Here is a 16,328-nt window from a genome sequence, read left to right as displayed (position 1 = left end):
GCGCTGGGCGTCCCGCCGGCCGCCTTCGCCCCTGGCGGCCCCGGCACGGCCGTCGCCTGCGCGGCGGGCATCGCCGCCTGCGCGGCCGAGGGCGGCCTGCTGGCACTGCTGGCCCCGCGCATCGACCGGACGGCCGTCATCGTGGAGAACGCGCTCTACGCCGACTTGCAGCCGTTCGGCCCCTTCTCGCCGCTCGACCCGCAGGCTGTCGCCGACTACCGGCGCCGCCGCAAGCTGGCCGCCCGGCTCGCGCGCGGGGTGCGCTTCCGCCTGCCTCTCGCCTTCGGCGCCGGCGTCCTCGTGTCGCGCGCGGCGCTCTCGCACCTGCGCCAGTACGGCGGCCTGCCCAGCCTGCTGGCGTTCGGCGCGAGCGCGGCGCCGCTCGGCGTGCTCGCGCTTGCGGGCGCCGGCGGCCCGGTGACGTTCCTGTTCTGGCTGGCGGCGCTCGTCATGTTCCCGCAGGGCGCGCGCGAGGCCACGCGCGCGTTCCGCGACGACCTACGCGTGCGCCTCGTGCGCGACCGGCTGCCCTTCGGGACGCTCTCGCTGCTCGCGCTGGACTCGCTCCCGGGCCTCGCCGTGTCGAGCGCGGTATCGTGCGCGGTCGTGGCGCTCGTGCTGCCGGCGGGCTTCCCGCTGGCAGCGGGGCTGGTGCTGGCCGTGCTCGTGAACGCCGCCGCCGTGCTCTGCTGCGGCCTGGACGCCGTGCGCCTGTTCCCGGGCGGCCCGCAGCCGTTCTACGAGGCGGGCGCCCTCGTGCTCGTGGCTGCGACGGGCGCGCTGTCGCTTGCGGGCTCGCCGTCGCTCACCGTGGCCGGCGCCGCCGCCGTGTGCGCAGCCGTGGCGGCCGTGGTGCGCGGCGGCGCGGAGCGCGCCCGCTGACGCGCGGGCGGGGGAGCGCCGCCCGCGTGCGCCGCCTTGGCGCGCCGCCCAACACGCCGTCCACGCGGGCCGATAGATGATCGAAACAGTTATTTGACCTGCGAAATCATGGTGCGAGCCGTTACGTGAAATCCACGGTCTGTTCGCTTGTGCGCCGTCCGATAGTATGCGAACATGCGTTCTTATAAAGAAATTCGGAGCGGGAGGCCGACGGCGGGCGCGGCCTCTGCAGGCGTGCGGAAAGCGGGCGAGGTCATGGCGGATGCGGTGCGGCAGGAGGCCGGGGGCGACTCGCAAAAGCGGGTGCAGGTGCAGGAGCAGGCGCGGCTACGACCGCAGGAGCGGGCGCGCCCGCAGCCGCAGCAGCGGTCGTGCAACCGGGGGTCCGTGCAGGAGCGCAACCGGCGGCGCGTGATCTTCCACTCGGACATGAACGCGTTCTACGCGAGCGCCGAGCAAGCCGAGCGTCCGGAGCTGCGCGGGGTGCCGCTCGTGGTGGGCGGGCACGAGGAGCGCCGCCACGGTATCGTGCTGGCGAAGAGCGCGCAGGCGAAGGCGGCGGGCATCGTGACGGGCGAGGCGCTGTGGTCGGCGCGCGAGAAGTGCCCGGGGCTCGTGGTGGTGCCGCCGCGCTACGACGTGTACCAGAAGTACTCGCGCCTGGCGCGCCGGATATACTACCAGTACACCGACCTCGTGGAGCCGTTCGGCCTCGACGAGGCGTGGCTCGACCTCACGGGCGCGCTCGCGCTGTCCAGCCGCAGCGCGCTCGACGTGGCGCGCGAGATCAGCCAGCGGGTGAAGGACGAGCTGGGCTGCACGGTGTCCATCGGCGTGTCGTGGAACAAGATATTCGCGAAGTTCGGCAGCGACTACGAGAAGCCGGACGCCATCACGGCCGTCACGCCGGAGAACTACCGCGGCCTCGTGTGGCCGGCCCCCGCCGACGAGCTTCTGTACGTGGGCGGCGCCACGCGCGCCAAGCTGCACTCTTCGGGCATCGACACCGTCGGCGACTTGGCCTGCGCCTCGCCCGAGCTGCTGCGTCGGCGGCTGGGGAAGGTGGGCGGCATCCTGCGCACGTTCGCGCGCGGCGAGGACGCGACCCCGGTGAAGCCCTACGACGCGGCAAGGAACGAGGTGGACCGCACCGTGAAGAGCTTCGGCAACGGGCTCACCGCGCCGCACGACATCGCGTGCGAGGCCGACGCGCGGGCGCTCATATGGCTGCTGGCGGAATCGGTGGCGCAGCGGCTGCGCGAGGCGCGGTTCCGCGCGCGCACGGTGTCCATCGGCGTGCGCGACGCGGCCGACCTGTCCAGCTACGGGCGGCAGGTCACGCTGCCGCGCGCGACGAACGTGACGGGGCACATCGCGCGGGCGGCCTGGAACCTGCTGGTGGCAAACGAGCCGCTGGACGAGACGCGGCCCCTGCGCGGCCTGCACGTGCGCGCCTCGGGCCTGGTGCCCGTGGACGCGCCCGAGCAGCTGGAGCTGCCCTTCGACGCACGCCGGCGCGTGCTGGAGGACCTGGACGAGGCCGTGGACGAGCTGCGCCGCCGCTTCGGCAACACGTGCATCCAGCGCGGGACCGAGCTGCTGGACGAGAGCCTGCTGGAGCTGGACGTCAAGCGCGACAACGTGGTGCACCCGGTGGGGTACTTCTAGGTTCCGCCGTTCTCCGAACGGCGGAACGAGCCGACGCTGCGGCCGGCCGTGGCACCCGGCCTTCGCGCGATCCCGGGGGCTCGCGTACCGAAGTACGCTTCGCCCCCGCGATCCCGCGAATTCCGGGCACCACGGCCGCCCTCGCTGACTTGCTACGCCAACCTGGACGGCTTGGCAGCCGGACCGGCGCGGTAAAGTTCGCGCTTCGCGCGAATCGGCGGGGGCGAACAAGGGGGAGCGAACAAGGGGGAAGGAGGCGCGAGGGCGCATGGTGCGGGGCATTGCGGGCAGGCGGAAGCGGTACGTGGAGGTGGAGGCCGAGTTCCTGGCGGACGGCACCGTCGTGCCGCGCGCCGTGGCGTGGCACGACGGGCGGCGCTTCCCCGTGCGCGCCGTGCTGGGGCGGCGGCGGTGCGCCTCGCTCAAGGTGGGCGGCGAGGGCGTGCGCTACGACGTGGTGGTGGGGAACGCCCACACGTTCCTGTTCCACGAGGACCCGCGCTGGTTCGTGGAGGAGATCGTGCCCGAGCTGCCGCCCGAGGATGCTGGGGCGTCCGCACGGTGCGGCGACGGAGCCTTCGGGGCATGATGCGCGCCCGTGTCGGCCGTCCCTTCGTCCAAGGACGGCCGGCGGATGTCGGCGCCGGCGTGGGTGCCGATGGGGCGTGCCGATGGGACGGGGGCTCCGATGGGCGACGGCATCGGTTTCCGCTAGAATGGTGCGAATCGACCGGGCGGAAGCATGCGAAAGGAACAGCCATGGACATCGAAGAGATCGAGCCGCAGCGGCGCGCGCCCGAGCTGGTGGGCCGGCTGGCGCAGGTGTGGGAGCGCTCCGTGCGCGCCACGCACGGGTTCCTCTCCGAGGACGATATCGCGGGCCTGCGCCCGGAGGTGGCCGCGGGCCTCGCTGCCGTCGGGCGCCTTGCGGTAGCCTGGCAGGATGGTGCCGCCGTGGGCTTCGCCGGCGCCCAGGACAGCCATCTGGAGATGCTGTTCGTGGACGATGCCGCGCGCGGCGCCGGTGTGGGCGGCGCGCTGCTCGCCCATGCCGTCAAGCGTTGGGGCGTGCGCACGCTCGACGTGAACGAGCAGAACCCGCTGGCCGCGGGCTTCTACGAGCGTGCGGGCTTCGTCGTGGTCGGCCGCTCGCCCGTCGACGGCGCGGGCCACCCTTTCCCGCTGCTGCATATGCGCCTCGGGCTGGCGGGGGAGGCGGGTGTTCCCGGGACGGCCGGGGGCTCGACCCGGTCGCCCGCGAGCCCGCCTGCCCAGGGTGCCGGTTTGCCGGGATCGTCCGTACCGTCCCGCAAGGCCGCGGCCCGCGCCGCATCCGCATCCGCCGGCGGTGCCTGGTTCGACAGCGCCGACCCGGCGCTCATGCGCGACCATATCCGCGCCTGCGAGGTCATGGCGCGCTTCAACGCGCAGCAGGGCATGCTGGACGCCGACCGCATGAAGATGCTGCACGGCTTCCTGGGCGCCGTGGGCGAGGGCTCCTCGCTTTCGACGGGCGCGCAGGTGGACTACGGCTACAACCTGTTTTTGGGAAGGAACTGCTTCTTCAACTTCAACTGCACGTTCCTGGACGGCGCGCCCATCACGTTCGGCGACGACGTGGGGGTGGGGCCGGGCTGCTCGTTCGTCACGCCGCTGCACCCGCTGCTCGCCCGCGAGCGCGCCCGTTGCGAGGACGCCGGCGGCACCGGGCACGTGTGGGAGCGGAGCCTGCCCATCACGGTGGAGAGCGGCGTGTGGATCGCGGCGAACGTGACCGTGAACGCGGGCGTGACCATCGGCGAGGGCGCCGTCATCGGCTCCGGCAGCGTGGTGACGAGGGACATCCCGCCCCGCACGCTGGCCTACGGCAATCCCTGCCGCCCCGTGCGCGCGATCACCGAAGCCGAAAGCGTCGCCGATGCCCTCGCCGAAGCCGGCCTGGTCTGAAGCATTGCCGGCAGGGCGGTGCGGTGCGGCGGCGGGGGCGAATGCAGAACCGCCCCTTTCTGCACGTTTTTCACCAGATTATTGCGTTTTGGGGCGGCTGCGTCCTCTCGGCGAGCCGTCGGCCCGCCGTCCTCGTGTCTCTTGGCCGGCGTTTCCCCTGTTCGCGAGTTTCGGACTTGCGCAGAAGCCGTCCGCGGGGGGATGTGCGTGCAACATTCCGGTAAATAGTGTGCAAAAAACCGCTGCCGGCGATGCTCCTTAATCGCTGAACATTATTTATTGACGATTGCTCAATAATGGAAGCCGAGTTCCGGACCATTCCGGGCCGTTTATTCGACGAGGCGTCGTGGCGCAAGGCGGGCTCTCGCGGTTGCATGGTCCGAGCCGTGAAGGCGGCTTGACCGCATGGGCGAGCGAGGGCCGAGTCCCGGGTTCGCCCGCGCCGGGAGCGCGCGGGCTGCCATGGCCTGCACGGCAGAGGGTGCGCGAATTGTGGAGAAAATGTACGACGCAGGTAACTTCTCTTGCCCGCGAATTCATGTTAGCTTAATCTAACTTACATCGAAAGCGCAACGGAACGGCGCAGGCGAACTCGGAGCGGCTCGGCCGCTGGCAGCCTGCGGGAACGGCTTTCGACCATCGTCCGCCGACCCGGCGGCGGAGGCTCCTCTCGTCTGGCCATCCGCCGCACCTCCTAGCGGAGGGAAGATCCCCCCTCTTCCCTCCGCTTCTCCTGTTTTGAAGCGAAATAGCCGGCGGCGGCTCGGCAGCAGGTCTGCCGTCCGGGCGGCGCATCCCTGTTGCGAAAGCGCGGGCGGTCGGCAGAAGGCGGGAGGAGCCTGCGCTCTCGCATGCGTTCGTCTCGCCTCGACGGCCCGGCGGTTTTCGTTGATAATGGAGACGGATCCAGCACAGGGCATGTGTGCAAAGCGCGTGCGGAAGGGTGCGCCGAGGGCGCGCGGGAAGGGGGATTGGCCGGCTTGGACGCGAGCAGCATTCTCATCGTGGAGGACGACCCCGACATCAACGCCCTGCTCGCCAAGATCATGGCGCGCGCCGGGCACGAGCCGACGCGGGCGTACTCGGGCACCGAGGCGCTGCTGCACTTCGAGCGCGGATCGTTCGACCTCATGCTGCTGGACCTCATGCTGCCCGGCGCCAGCGGGGGAGAGCTCATCGCGCACCTGCGCGGCGAACGGGGGCTCGACCTGCCGGTCATCGTGGTGTCGGCGAAGGCGGGCCTGGCGGACAAGGTGGACGCGCTCGCCCTGGGGGCCGACGACTACATCGTGAAGCCGTTCGAGCCCGACGAGGTGGCGGCGCGCGTGCAAGCCGTGCTGCGCCGGTACCGCGGCGGCGCGCCCTCGCCGCCCGGCGGCGCCGGCCCCGTGTTAGAGCATCGGGGCCTGCGGCTGGACGCGTCCGCCCGGCGCGTGACGCTCGCCGGCGCCGAGATAACGCTCACGGCGCACGAGTTCGACCTCCTGCAGACGCTCATGCAGGCTCCCGACAAGGTGTTCTCGCGCGAGCGCCTGTACGAGCTGGTGTGGAAGTGCGGCTACTATGGCGAGGAGAACGCCATCAACGTGCACGTGAGCAACATCCGCAAGAAGCTGGCTGCCGTCGACCCGGACGGGGAGTACATCAAGACCGTCTGGGGCATCGGCTTCAAGCTGGCGTGAGCGGCCGGACGCGTGGGGATGCGCCCGGGCCGTGCGGGGGCGTCCGATTCGGGCTCGGTGCCGGTTTGCCGCACCGGCCTCCCGCCAAGCCCGCCGCATCGGCTGCCTCGCCGGCCGAGCGTCGCGCCCCTGCCCGCCATGCCGCCGCGCGGCCCCTGCGCCTTTACGCTTTCCTTAACCTTTCTTGAGGACTTATTAAGCGCCCGTAGCGTAAGGTTCTCCCCATGGTCGGCGAATGCGAGAAAGAGGAGAAGCGACCCGATGGAAAATGTGATAGAGACAAGGGGCCTCACCAAGCGCTACGGCAGCTTTGCCGCGCTCGACGACGTGGGCGTGACCGTGCGGCGCGGAGAGGTGTTCGGCTTGGTGGGCGACAATGGGGCGGGGAAGTCCACCCTTTTCAAGTTGCTGTGCGGCCTGGCTTTCCCCACGATTGGCGAGATCCGGCTCTTCGGCGAGCACTCTCCACGCGAGCTTGAGCGCCAGAGGGCGCGCATCGGTTGCATTATCGAGCAGCCTGGTTTCTACCCGCACTTAAGCGTGGAGAGGAATCTGGAGTGCTGCCGCATCCAGAAGGGCGTGCCCGGCAAGAACGCGACTGACAGGATGCTCGAGGAGGTAGGGCTGGCCTATGCGAGGGACCGCACCTGCAAGGACCTGTCGATGGGAATGAAGCAGCGCTTGGGCCTGGCGATGGCGCTCATCGGCGAGCCCGAGGTGCTCATCTTGGACGAGCCGGCGAGCGGTCTCGACCCCAGCGGCATCGTGGAGATGCGCACCCTGCTGCAACGCCTCAACCGCGAGAAGGGCATCACCGTGGTGCTGTCGAGCCACCACTTGGCGGAGCTGGAGCAGATGGCCACCGTCTACGCCTTCCTGTCGCATGGAAGGCTCTTGGACCAGGTGGGCGCCGAGGAGTTGCGGGAGCGGTGTGCGGACCGCATCGAGATAGCAGTGTCCGACGCCGCGTGTTACACGGTGCTGTTGGAGCGTGAGCTGGGATGCACGACGTACCAGGTGCTCGGCGACGGCACGGTGAGCATCGCGAACCCGCGCTTGGACATGGAGGCGTACAGCGGCCTCGCCAGCGCGCACGGCCTGTCCATTCTGAAACTGGAGCGGCGGCGCCTGTCGCTGGAACAATATTACCTCGATATGAAGGACAAGGTGGATCCCTGGAGCTGGGATGCGCCGGAGATGGGGGTGGCATGATGCTGAACTACCTGAAGGGCGAGGCGTACCGTATCGCGCACGGCCGCGCGGCATACCTGTTCGCCGGCACGCTCTGCGCCATCGTGCTGGCGGCCAACGTGCTGTTGTGGGCCATGTCCTCCACGCCCGGCTTTCCCTACGCCACGGTGCGTTTCTCCATGAGCAACCTCGTCTCGATGCTGCCTCTTCTATTCTATATGGCTGGCTTGCTGGTGTGGGTGCTGTTCGCCGACGACCGGAAGGACGGCACGCTCAAGAACGCCATCGCGCATGGCTGCTCGCGGCGCGACCTGTTCCTGGGGAAGTGCCTCGTGGCGACGGTGCTCGGGCTCGCCATCCTGGCCGTGGTCCTGGCCGTGTACGTGGGCAGCGCGGTGCTTCTGCTGGAGGGCTCGACCGAGGCCGTGGCCATTCTGCTCGAAGGCGTGGCGTCGGCGCTGCCATTCACCGCGGCCTGCGTTGTGCTGGGCGTTGCGGTATGCTCTGCGTTGCCGAAGACCGTCACCGCGTTCTTGGTGTGGGCGGCCGTCGTGAGCGTCGTCCCGGCGGTGCTGAACGTGATCGGCCTGGGCGTCGAGCCGGTGGCCCGGCTGGCAAGCTGGCTGCCCGCGAACTTCTTTGCGAACGAGGTGGCCATCAACCAGAGCGGCCTGGCGCAGTTTCTGTGGGATACGCCTGAAGGATTGGCGAAGTGCCTGATCGCCGGGATTGCGGGCATCGCAGTGTTCGGTGCCGTGGGCTTATGGCGTGCGGGCAAGGCGGAGCTGTAGGATCGGGGCGTGGGAAGGGGCGCGGGCATGGCAGAGATCGTCCTCGGGGTGCTGCTGGCGGTCGCACTGGCGGCAGCGGCCTTCCTCGCCGCGCGGTACGCGCTGCTCAAGCGGTCGCTTCGGCAGGCGGATCGGGAGCTGGGCGAGATCGTGGGGCATCTGGAGGACAACCGCATCGTGAGGCTGCCGGCTCCCGACGCCGATTTGGAGGCGCTGCTCGGCACGGTGAACCGCGCGCTTGCGGGCATACGCGCGCAGGCGGCGGCCTGCGCGCGGCACGAGGCGGAGCTCAAGGCGCAGGTCGAGCACGTGAGCCACGACCTGCGCACGCCGCTCACGTCCATCCGGGGGTACCTGGCGCTCGTGGACGACGCGGCCCTCGATGCCGAGGCGCGCGAGGCGCTCGGCACGGTCAGGCGCAAGGCGGCGTCGCTCGAGCGGCTGGTGGCGCAGTTCTACGAGCTGTCCCGCCTGCAGGGCGATGATGTCCCGCTGGAGCTGGGGCCGGTGGACGTGGGCCGCATGTTGCGGGAGTCCGTGGCCGAGCAGTACCGCCTGCTGGCCGACCGGGGCCTGGACGTGCGCCTGGACGTGCCGGAGCATGCCGTTTTGGCGCGCGCGAACGGCGAGGCGGTGGAGCGCGTGCTGGCGAACCTGCTGCACAACGCCGGCAAGTACGCGAAGACGGCGCTGGAGGTGTCGATGGCCGGGGAGGGCGCGGGCGCTGCGGGGGCCGGCGGCCGCGTGGCGGTCGAGTTCTCCAACGACGCGGAAGGCCTGTCCGAAAGCGCCCTCTCGCGCCTGTTCCAACCGTTCTTCATGGCGGACGCGTCGCGTGCGCAGGAGGGCTCGGGCCTCGGCCTGGCCATCGCCCGCCATCTGCTGGAGCGCATGGGCGGCAGTATCGAGGCGAGCTTGGAGCGGCGCGAGGGAGCGTGCTGGCTGGTGCTCCGCATCGAGCTCCCCGCAGCTTGAGCGGTTCTCACAAATCGTTCACCTTGGAAAACTTTTTCGTGCCAATGCCGCCGATTCGCGGTACTATGATTCCTGAAAAGTAAACGCAGGCTAACGAAGCCGGGCGAAGGGGATCGCCGCGGCCGCAAGGAGACGAGACGTTGGGCACCCTGAACGACCTTCCCATCGGCAAGACCGCCACCGTGGTGGCGGTGGGCGGCGAGGGATCGCTGCGGCAGCACTTCCTGGACATGGGCATCATCCCGCAGGCCGACGTGGCCATGGTTAAGCACGCTCCCATGGGCGACCCGGTGGAGGTGCGCATCCACGGCTACGAGCTCACACTGCGCCGCGATGATGCGCGCAAGATCGAGGTGGCCGACGAGCGCGAGGCCGACGCCGAACGCCTCGGCGGCGCGCGGCCGAGGCGCAGCTTCGCCGAGCGCGTGGAGCACCCGGGCCTCGGCGAGGGCGGCAAGTTCCACGACAGGGACGCCGAGCGCCCGCTGCCCGAGGGCGAGCCCCTCACGTTCGCGCTCGTGGGCAACCAGAACTGCGGCAAGACCACGCTGTTCAACCAGCTCACCGGCGCGAACCAGCACGTGGGGAACTTCCCGGGCGTCACGGTGGACCGCAAGGACGGCCGCGTGCGCGGGCATGCGGAGGCCACCGTCACCGACCTGCCGGGCATCTACTCGCTGTCGCCGTACTCCAGCGAGGAGGTGGTCACGCGGCAGTTCTTGCTGGACGAGCGACCGCGCGGCATCATCAACATCGTTGACGCCACGAACGTGGAGCGCAACCTGTACTTGACCATGCAGCTGCTCGAGCTGGGCGTACCCATGGTGGTGGCCCTGAACATGATGGACGAGGTGGAGGGCAACGGCGGCACCATCCGCGTGAACGAGATGGAGAAGCTGCTGGGCGTGCCCGTGGTGCCCATCTCCGCCTCCAAGAACGAGGGTATCGGCGAGCTCGTGGACCATGCGCTGCATGTGGCGCGCTACCAGGAGCCGCCCGTCTGCCAGGACTTCTGCGCAGCCGACGCGCACGGCGGCGCCGTGCACCGCTGCCTGCACGGCATCATGGCGCTCGTGGGCGACCATGCCGAGCGTGCGGGCATCCCCGTGCGGTTCGCCGCCAGCAAGCTGGCCGAGGGCGACGCGCTCGTGTTGGAGAAGCTTGCCCTCGACGAGAACGAGAAGCACCTGCTGGGGCACATCGTGCGCCAGCTGGAGGACGAGCGCGGCCTGGACCGCGCGGCGGCCATCGCCGACATGCGGTTCGCCTTCATCGAGCGCGTGTGCGACGAGTGCGTGGTACGCCCGCGGGTAAGCCGCGAGCATGCGCGCAGCATGGCGCTCGACAAGCTGCTCACCGGCACGTTCACGGCCATCCCCGCGTTCGTGGCCATCATGGCGCTCGTGTTCTGGCTCACGTTCAACGTGGTGGGCGCGTGGCTGTCGGAGATGCTGGAGGCCGGCATCGGCTGGCTCACCGACGTCGTGGCGAACGCGCTTGCGGCGGCACAGGTGAACGAGGTGCTGCAGTCGCTCGTCATCGACGGCGTGTTCAACGGCGTGGGCAGCGTGGTGGGATTTTTGCCCACTATCGTCACGCTGTTCTTCTTCCTGTCGCTTCTGGAGGACTCGGGCTACATGGCGCGCGTTGCGTTCGTCATGGACAAGCTGCTGCGCAAGATCGGGTTGTCCGGGCGCTCCATCGTGCCCATGCTCGTGGGCTTCGGCTGCACGGTGCCCGCGGTCATGGCGGCGCGCACGCTGCCGTCGGAGCGCGACCGCAAGATGACCATCATGCTCACGCCGTTCATGAGCTGCTCGGCGAAGCTGCCCATCTACGCGTTCTTCACGGCGGCGTTCTTCCCGGCCTCCGGGGCCGCGGTCATGGTGGGGCTGTACTTCGGCGGCATGGCGGTGGGCGTGCTGGCGGCGCTGCTCATGCGCAAGAGCCTGTTCTCCGGCGAGGCGGTGCCGTTCGTCATGGAGCTGCCGAACTACCGCATGCCCAGCGCCCGCAACGTGGGCCAGCTTCTGTGGGAGAAGGCGAAGGACTTCCTGGAGCGCGCGTTCACCATCATCTTCATAGCCACCATCGTCATCTGGTTCCTGCAGACGTTCGACTTCGGGCTGAACGTGGTGGCGGACTCGGCCGACAGCATGCTGGCCGTGGTGGCCGGGTGGATCGCGCCGGTGTTCGCGCCGCTCGGATTCGACGACTGGCGCATCTCCACGGCGCTCGTCACGGGCGTCATGGCGAAGGAGAGCGTGGTGTCCACGCTGTCCGTGCTATTCGGGTCGACGGCCAGCCTCGTGGCGGCCCTCACGCCGCTCGCGGCGCTGGGCCTTCTGGTGTTCTGCCTGCTGTACACGCCGTGCGTGGCGGCCATCGCCTCGGTGAGGCGCGAGCTGGGCGGGCGCTGGGCGCTGGCCATGGTGTTCGGCCAGTTCGCCGTGGCCTGGCTGGCCGCGCTCGCGGTGCGCGGGGCGGGTCTCGCGATGGAGCTGCCGGCGGGGGAGGCGTGGAGCGTCGCCGTGGGAGCCGCGGTCGCCGTGGCCGTGGCGCTGGTGCTGCGCCGCATGGCGCGCCGCCGCCGCGCGGGGGTTGGCGGCTGCGGCGGCGGTTGCAGCGCGGCGTCCTGCGCGGGATGCGCGAGCGCGGGGACGTGCGGGCGCGACGAGGCGGCCGAAGCGAAGGCGGACGAGGCCTCTGCGGACGCGACGCGCCCGTAGCGTGCGGAAGACCTCCTGTGCGATCCTCGTTCCTCCCTTCTTCGACATTTCGACCCCTCCGAGTCACCGTTTTGGTCGCTTTGAAGCTCGCTCGGCTCCGATGAGGGTGATCACGGTTACATCGAACTGGTCAAACGCGATCTGGCGCCTTGGAGTGCCATGAAGAGTAAGTTCTCGGCCCGGTCAAAACACTTCAGAGCGATCGAAACGGTGACTCAGGGGACGTTTTTCCATGAGGTTGATCGACGCGTTGCGTCGGAAACTCGCTAGTTGATGCGAGTGAGACGGCGAGTCGTGGCTCGCGTTCTTTCTGTGCACGCCCCGAGGGATGGTCCAGTGCCTCGGGGTGTACCTGCAACGGAAAAAAGAGAACCGCAAACGACGCCTCGCCGCCGCCGTGGAGATTCTTGGAAGATGCCCATAAATGTTGCAAATTGAGTAGCAAATATGGGAAAGTAAACCAAGGAAAACAAGTAAGGCGAGCCGCCACGTGTGCGAACGGCCGCGTGCCGCCCGCCGAACGAAGCGAAGGAGCGATACCATGTCCATGATCAACCGCGAGATCGACGATTTCTCCGTCCAGGCGTTCCAGGACGACGGCTTCGCCACCGTCACGAAGGACGACGTGCTGGGCCACTGGAGCGTGTTCTTCTTCTATCCGGCCGACTTCACGTTCGTGTGCCCCACGGAGCTTGAGGACCTGGCCGCCCTGTACGACCAGTTCAAAGCCGCCGATTGCGAGATCTACTCCGTGTCGTGCGACACGCATTTCGCGCACAAGGCCTGGCATGACGCCTCCGAGAACATCAAGAGCCTGCCGTACCCGATGCTGGCCGACCCCACGCACAAGCTGGCCGACATCTTCGACGTGTACATCGAGGAGGAGGGCGTGGCCGAGCGCGGCAGCTTCATCGTGAACCCCGAGGGCCGCATCGTGTGCTACGAGGTGAACGCCGGGAACATCGGCCGCAACGCCGCCGAGCTTTTGCGCCGCGTGCAGGCGAGCCAGTTCGTGGCCGAGCACGGCGATTCGGTGTGCCCCGCGCGCTGGGTGCCGGGCTCCGAGGTGCTGCACCCGGGCATCGACCTGGTGGGCAAGCTGTAGCGGACGCAGCAGGCCGGGCGGTGCGCACGACGGGCCTCCGGGACGGTTCCGGGGGCCCATGGTATGATGGGCAGAGCCGATGCCCCCTCGAAAAGGAGCACCCCCATGGATGTGACCTTGAGGCCCTTCGAAGACGACGACCTTCCCCGCCTGCGTCGCTGGCTCGCCGCCGACCATGTGAGCCCCTGGTTCGAGCAGCCCGACGACTGGATGGCCGAGGCGGAGGGCCGTCACGGCAAGTACGCGTGGATCAGCCACTTCGTCATCGAGGCCGATGGCGAGCCCGCCGGCTTTTGCCAGCTCTACCCGTTCTCCGCAAGCGGCGAGGATTGGAACGGCGCGCTTCCCGTGGAGGGCACGTACAGCCTGGACTACCTGCTGGGCGAGCCGACGCTGCTGCGCCGCGGCATTGCCCGTGCGGCGCTCTCGCAGCTGATCGGGCTCATTGCCGCCGAACCCGATGCCGAGCGCATCATCGTGCAGCCCGATCGGGAGAACGTTGCCTCCCGCGGCCTTCTGCGCGCGCTCGGGTTCTCCTACGACGAGGCCGACGACCTGTTCGCGATGGACGTCTGACGCATGGGTGCGGCGTCGGGCCCCGCGTTTTCGGGGAGGGATCTTCCGTGGAGTTGAACAAGCTGGGTGAGCGGACGTTCTGGCTGCCGCACCAGCCGGAGAACGACCGGCCGATGCTCGTGCTCCTCAAGGGCGATCGCCTTGCGCTCGCGGTGGACGCGGGCGCGTCGGCTGTGCATGTCGAGGAGTTCTACGCGCAGCTCGACGACGCGGGCCTGCCCCGGCCCGACCTCACGGCGATCACGCACTGGCATTGGGACCACACGTTCGGCATGCACCGCGCGCACGGCCTCACCGTCGCGTGCCGGCGCACCGGTGAGCTGCTCGCGCAGGCGCGCGCTTCGCTGGCCGATCCCGCCGCCGTCCTGGCGCTCAAGCGGAGCGAGGAGTATATCGCCCGCGAGTACGCCGAGGCCGGAATCGTGGTCGCCCTGCCCGACGTGGTGTTCGACGGCGAGCTCCTCCTCGATCTCGGGGGCCTGACCGCACGCGTGTTCGCAGCAGCCTCGCCGCATTCCGACGACACGGTGCTCGTGCACGTTCCCGAGGAGGGCCTGCTGTTCCTGGGTGACGCGACGTGCGGCGATCCTTTCGACGGGTGGCGCGTCGACGAGGAGAGGCTGCGGGCCCTGGTACGCACGATCGAGGGCATCGACTGCGAGACGTGCCTTCTAGGCCATGCCGACCCGCTGGGCAAGGGCGAGCTGCTGGGCTACCTGGCAACGCTCGCGGGTTGAGGACGCGCTGCCATCGGGCAGGTAACGGCGGCCGGCTTTCCCCTGCTCGTCCGGCCGCAGGAGTAACCTTTATGCGGAAGCGGCCGGCCGGCGCCTTGCGCCCCCACGGGCGCGGTGCTGGGCATGCGACGAGAAAGGACGATGCCATGGCCCCGATGGATACGGCGGTGCCCGGAACCCTCGTGTGGGGGCATGCGGCGCTCGCAGTGTGCGCGGCGTTGTACCTGGCGTGGTGGTGGACGTTCTTCAATCCCGCGCTGCCGAAGGCGACGGGGGCTCTGTACGCGATGGGCGTGGGGTTCATCTTGGGCGCGGTGGCGTTCGGCATCGCGGCCGTCGTGTTGCTGGCGATGGGCTTGGGAGCGCTCGCGGGCGCGCCCCAGGTTGGCGGCGCGGCACCAGGGTGGGTGTTCGCCGTGGGCGGCGTGGCGGCGTATGCGGCGCTCGCCTTCGTCACCGTGCGCTTCTTCGGGCGGCCCGTGACCACGGAGCTGCTGCTGTTCGTGCTGTGGGCGGCGCTGGAGCTTGCCGTGCTGAACGCGCTCATGGGCGCAGGGATGCTTTTCGGCGGCGCGTTCTGGCTGCTCGCGGGCGTGGTCGCGCTTGTGACGGCGGCGAATCTCGTGTGCTACGTGCTGTACTTCCGGCTGCCGCCCGTGCCCTCGTTTGTCGACGGAGCCGCGCCGCTGGCGGTTGTCGGCGTGCTCTCGGTGGTGCTAGCGGTAGTCATCGCACGGCTGTGAGCGCGTCGACCGGCTTGTGGCCGCGTGGGGTACAATGAGGGCGGCCGTGCTGCGCCGACTTGCGAAGGAACATGAGGAAGTACCTGCTCAAACGCATGCTGTTCATACCTTTAGGGATCGTCGCCCTTGCGGCGACGGCGTTCGCGCAGGCGAATCCCGAGGCAGCCGAATGGTACGCGCAAACGGTGTACCCCGCGGCGTCCTCGGCCGTGGGATTCCTGCCGTCGCTCGTCGGCTTCTCGGTGGCCGAGTGGGTGGCGGCGCTGTTCCTGCTGTTCTGCCTGGGGTACGTCGGGTACTGGGTTCGCAAGGTCGCCGTGAGCAAGGGCGAGCGCGGTATGATGGCATACCGCGGGATCATGGGCGCGGCAGCCGTCGCTTGCGTCGCGCTTTTCGCCTTCACGTTCCTCTGCGGGCTGAACTACCACCGCTACACCTTCACGCAGCACGCCGGCTACGATCTGGCGGAGGAGGGGGCCGATCCGGCCGAGCGCCAGGAGGAGCTCGTGCGCCTGGCCTCGTCGCTCGCCGAGGGCCTCGGGCGCGAGCGCGCAGAGCTCGGCAACGATGTCGACCTGTTCGCCGCCGAGCCGGGGGAGTTCGAGCGCTACGCGCAAGAATCGGTGGACGCCATGCGCAAGCTCGCAGAGCGCCACCCTGCGCTCGCGCGGCCGCTGTACTCGCCGCCCAAGCCGGTGCTCGCGTCCAAGCTGATGTCGTATGCGAACATCGGCGGCATGTTCTTCCCGTTCACCATGGAGTCGAACATTAACGTGGACAACCCGTTCTTCTCGGTGCCGTGGACGATGGCGCACGAGCTGGCGCACCAGTGCGGCTTCATGCGCGAGGACGAGGCGAACTTCATCGCGTACCTGGCATGCAAGGAATCCGACGACGCGCTCATGCGCTACAGCGGCCTGCTGCTGGCCTACGACAACGCCATGGGCGCGCTGCGGAAGGCCGATCCGGAGGCTGCCACGCAGATCGCCGCCGGCCTTGCGCCTTCGGTGCAACGCGACCTGGCCGAGCGCGCGGAGCACTGGGCCCAGTACGAGGGTCCGGTGCAGGAGGCCTCCAACGCCGCCAACGATGCATACCTCAAGGCCAACAACCAATCCGACGGCATGCGGAGCTACGGCCGCATGGTCGACCTGCTGCTCGCCGAGCAGAGGGCGGGGGAGGGCGACCAGTCGAGCTAGCGCCCCGCTTCATCCCGCTGCGTCATCCGGCACTGCGCCATGCAGCAGCTCGGCCGGCAGAACTGCGGGATTGATGCTGCGAGGGGGGATCGGCTCGACGCCG

Annotated in this window: 13 protein-coding genes and 1 pseudogene; all 14 read left to right on the top strand. The window is 69.4% G+C overall.

Features of this window, described 5'->3' with window-relative positions:
* Positions 1-882 (top strand): annotated as a pseudogene (locus tag K9U15_RS11880) (hypothetical protein); the annotation flags it as partial.
* 255 nt (positions 883-1,137) lie between these two features.
* Positions 1,138-2,550 (top strand): DNA polymerase IV, encoded by a 1,413-nt coding sequence (locus tag K9U15_RS11875; RefSeq protein WP_123674634.1) that lies wholly within the window; start codon positions 1,138-1,140, stop codon positions 2,548-2,550.
* Between the two features lie 268 nt (positions 2,551-2,818).
* On the top strand, positions 2,819-3,139 hold the full coding sequence (locus K9U15_RS11870; RefSeq protein WP_301156188.1) for an outer dense fiber protein 1: 321 nt from the start codon (positions 2,819-2,821) through the stop codon (positions 3,137-3,139).
* 170 nt (positions 3,140-3,309) lie between these two features.
* Positions 3,310-4,497: a GNAT family N-acetyltransferase gene (locus K9U15_RS11865; RefSeq protein ID WP_301156186.1), complete on the top strand. Its 1,188-nt coding sequence runs from the start codon at positions 3,310-3,312 to the stop codon at positions 4,495-4,497.
* A 980-nt stretch (positions 4,498-5,477) separates the two neighbouring features.
* Positions 5,478-6,179, top strand: a complete 702-nt coding sequence (locus tag K9U15_RS11860; protein WP_096228223.1) for a response regulator transcription factor — start codon at positions 5,478-5,480, stop codon at positions 6,177-6,179.
* 261 nt (positions 6,180-6,440) lie between these two features.
* Entirely contained in the window at positions 6,441-7,391 is a 951-nt protein-coding gene (locus tag K9U15_RS11855; protein ID WP_301156184.1) for an ABC transporter ATP-binding protein, read from the top strand.
* Complete coding sequence (locus K9U15_RS11850; protein ID WP_123674646.1) at positions 7,322-8,161, top strand: ABC transporter permease; 840 nt, start codon at positions 7,322-7,324, stop codon at positions 8,159-8,161. The genes K9U15_RS11855 and K9U15_RS11850 overlap by 70 nt, the downstream gene beginning before the upstream one ends.
* A gap of 27 nt (positions 8,162-8,188) precedes the next feature.
* Positions 8,189-9,136, top strand: coding sequence for a sensor histidine kinase KdpD (locus K9U15_RS11845; protein ID WP_301156183.1), 948 nt, complete (start codon positions 8,189-8,191; stop codon positions 9,134-9,136).
* Between the two features lie 140 nt (positions 9,137-9,276).
* Positions 9,277-11,865 carry a ferrous iron transport protein B gene (gene feoB, locus K9U15_RS11840; protein WP_301156181.1) on the top strand — a complete coding sequence of 863 codons (2,589 nt, stop codon included), beginning with the start codon at positions 9,277-9,279 and terminating at the stop codon, positions 11,863-11,865.
* A 541-nt stretch (positions 11,866-12,406) separates the two neighbouring features.
* The gene (ahpC, locus tag K9U15_RS11835; protein ID WP_123674640.1) at positions 12,407-12,970 is read left to right on the top strand and encodes an alkyl hydroperoxide reductase subunit C; all 564 of its coding nucleotides are present in this window, start codon (positions 12,407-12,409) and stop codon (positions 12,968-12,970) included.
* 105 nt (positions 12,971-13,075) lie between these two features.
* Positions 13,076-13,546 (top strand): GNAT family N-acetyltransferase, encoded by a 471-nt coding sequence (locus tag K9U15_RS11830; protein WP_301156180.1) that lies wholly within the window; start codon positions 13,076-13,078, stop codon positions 13,544-13,546.
* Positions 13,547-13,593: 47 nt separating this feature from the next.
* Positions 13,594-14,283 (top strand): MBL fold metallo-hydrolase, encoded by a 690-nt coding sequence (locus K9U15_RS11825; protein WP_096228229.1) that lies wholly within the window; start codon positions 13,594-13,596, stop codon positions 14,281-14,283.
* A 146-nt stretch (positions 14,284-14,429) separates the two neighbouring features.
* On the top strand, positions 14,430-15,026 hold the full coding sequence (locus tag K9U15_RS11820; RefSeq protein ID WP_301156179.1) for a hypothetical protein: 597 nt from the start codon (positions 14,430-14,432) through the stop codon (positions 15,024-15,026).
* 71 nt (positions 15,027-15,097) lie between these two features.
* On the top strand, positions 15,098-16,225 hold the full coding sequence (locus K9U15_RS11815; protein ID WP_301156178.1) for a DUF3810 domain-containing protein: 1,128 nt from the start codon (positions 15,098-15,100) through the stop codon (positions 16,223-16,225).
* The last annotated feature ends 103 nt before the right edge of the window (positions 16,226-16,328 follow it).

Source organism: Gordonibacter sp. RACS_AR68 (assembly GCF_030418485.1).
Taxonomy (GTDB): domain Bacteria; phylum Actinomycetota; class Coriobacteriia; order Coriobacteriales; family Eggerthellaceae; genus Gordonibacter; species Gordonibacter urolithinfaciens.
This window is presented reverse-complemented; position numbering and strand designations above follow the sequence as displayed.